The organism is Bradyrhizobium jicamae (genome assembly GCF_001440395.1).
Lineage (GTDB): Bacteria > Pseudomonadota > Alphaproteobacteria > Rhizobiales > Xanthobacteraceae > Bradyrhizobium > Bradyrhizobium jicamae.
In genome coordinates, this window is record NZ_LLXZ01000103.1 from 1 (window position 1) to 1,720 (window position 1,720).

Genomic DNA, 1,720 nt, shown 5'->3' on the forward strand with positions numbered 1-1,720 from the left:
CGACATGCTGCGCGATGTGAAATCCGCGATAGCCCAATCCGCCCACGACACCGGACTGCCTTGAATGATGAGGCTCTGATCCGGTCGTCCAGCTCCCTCTCTTCGACCGCCGTCAATTGCCAACTCGGGTTCGGCAGTCCCGAGAACACGTCTAGTGTTACAACCGTTGTCATCTTCTGATCCTCCTTAACAGTGCCCGTATTGCCGTATTGCTTAGAGAGTCTTGCGCACAACGGCCGTCCCTGCTTCCGGACAGAAGCAAAGAGAAGATTCCACGCTGATGCTTCGCAGATGCAATCTCGGCGAGTAAGGCTGGACCCATATTTGCATGCCTTTCTCTTCCAGAAATCAAGGGCCGGCAATCAAGTGCGGGAGACCGATACCACTGGACGCTCACGCCCGTAGCGATACTCAGCAATGGGCATGCCACAACCGTCGAGAGCAAAACTAGTTTCTTCGTGCTGCAGCCATGAAGTGGCCGCCCGTTCGCGTCGGGTTTCCCGCTATTTCTTAGATCGCACAGGCGCGAACGCGACAGCATTGCGTATGTTGCGGCGGAGACGATTGGCATAACCGTATCCTCACCCTCGTAAAGCGCACTCTTCTCCAGCCGGGCTGAGGTAGTAGAGGTAAGCCGGGAGATTGTGAGCGGTTTTCCCGACCAAGATTTCGACCAGCTACGTTACATTGAGCGCACGCAGAAGCACAAGGCGCGGCTCACGAATGGCTTCTCAAAGAAGCTCGACAACACGGACGACTACTTACACACAACTTACGACGCCTAATCTGATGTAGCGATCACCTCACACAATCGTCGACAGACAGACAGTCCGACACGCGTAAGGTCGGGGTCGTTTCTTATTTGCATCAGACATCCCGCGACGTACGCGGTCAGTTCTCGTCTTCGGTCCGACTTGTCGAGCTTGCTGTAATAATAGCGTAGTACCGCAGCCACGTATGCGGCATCAATGACCGCCGTGACCGATCTATTCGGCGTACCCGACGGCAACGTATACATCATGCGCCACCTATCGACTGAAAACGGTGAGATTTCCTGTAGCAGGTACAGCCAGTTATGAGCGTACTCATGTAGAATGTTCTCCGCGACGAACTCCACGTTCTCACCTTGAAACGAGGCCGCTCCCAAGTAAATGTGCTGCGGATGACAAATGCAAGAATAACTCAAGATAGTCGAGCATGGTGTTAGCATCACTGCAACAGGCAGTTTCTGCAGCGCATGCCACGTCGGGACGCCAGCAAAAACCTTCTCTGTCGCCTCCGTGGTCAACTCTTTGAACTTTCCGGTTAGCTCGGAAGAGTTGCATGCATAAGGGTCAGTGGCCTCCGTCGCACCATAAATCGCAGACAGAACTTCGCTTGCTGTTTCTGGATGAAGATAATCAGTAGCGTCCTCTTTCATAACAAGGCCCAGCAACTGCGCCTGCTGCATTCTCTTCCGAGAAACTGCATCCATCAGTTGGGTCGCTTCAAAGCTTTCGTCCAGCAACGGAAGTTTGGCGCTCATAAGTTACACATTCCGAAGTTCTTGTGTCTCAAATTGACCGAAGAGTGGGGGCCCCGCGCAATGCGGTGTCACCTTTCTGCGGGACGTCCCGCTGACCCGGCCGTGTCTACTGATTGAACATCGGATTCGGGTTCGCCGCCATCGGGTTCGGATTGAACCACATCGGATTCGGGTTGGCCGTCATCGGGTTCGGAT

At 54.1% G+C, this 1,720-nt stretch carries 1 protein-coding gene; it reads right to left on the bottom strand.

The annotated features are described in order from the left end of the window. Positions 1-781: 781 nt before the first annotated feature. Positions 782-1,525, bottom strand: a complete 744-nt coding sequence (locus tag CQ12_RS16990; protein WP_057836454.1) for a hypothetical protein — start codon at positions 1,523-1,525, stop codon at positions 782-784. Positions 1,526-1,720: the final 195 nt, after the last annotated feature.

What these genes read in the sequence shown, in the direction of transcription:
- CQ12_RS16990 (WP_057836454.1), bottom strand. Translation starts at nt 1,525, where the DNA reads ATGAGCGCCAAACTTCCGTTGCTGGACGAAAGCTTTGAAGCGACCCAA.